Origin of the sequence: Pseudomonas sp. NY15374 (assembly GCF_048068255.1) — a bacterium.
In the GTDB taxonomy this organism is placed as follows: Bacteria; Pseudomonadota; Gammaproteobacteria; order Pseudomonadales; family Pseudomonadaceae; genus Aquipseudomonas; species Aquipseudomonas machongensis.
The window spans coordinates 1-365 of record NZ_JBLUPZ010000035.1 but is presented as its reverse complement, the minus strand read 5'-3'; the positions used below and the strand labels follow the sequence as shown (position 1 = coordinate 365).

Genomic DNA, 365 nt, shown 5'->3' with positions numbered 1-365 from the left:
CGGCGGCCAGCCAGCAATCGTCAACAAGCTGGAGTCCGTCACTGGTGCCGATAACTTCGAAAAGCTGACCCTGGGTCAGGGCGAAGTGAAAACCGATGTCACCGATGAGCCAGGCACTGGCACTCCGGGTACTGGCAACGAGGGTGACAAGGTTTCCGTCACCATCGTCAGCAATGGCAATGTTACCGAAGACCAGCAGCCAAGCTTCACCGTCAAAGTGAATCAGCCACTGGATCGTCCGCTGACCGTTACCCTGAGCAACGGCGACAAGGTCACCATCGCTGCGGGCCAGACCCAAGTCGAGTACAAGGCTCCTGCTCAGGGCGATGACGTCTTCAAAGACTCGGGCTCCCTGACCGTTGGTA

Annotated in this window: 1 protein-coding gene; it reads left to right on the top strand. The window is 58.4% G+C overall.

The annotated features are described in order from the left end of the window. Positions 1-365: immunoglobulin-like domain-containing protein (locus ACNFHO_RS27405; protein ID WP_416767973.1), on the top strand; the 365-nt coding region annotated here is incomplete at both ends.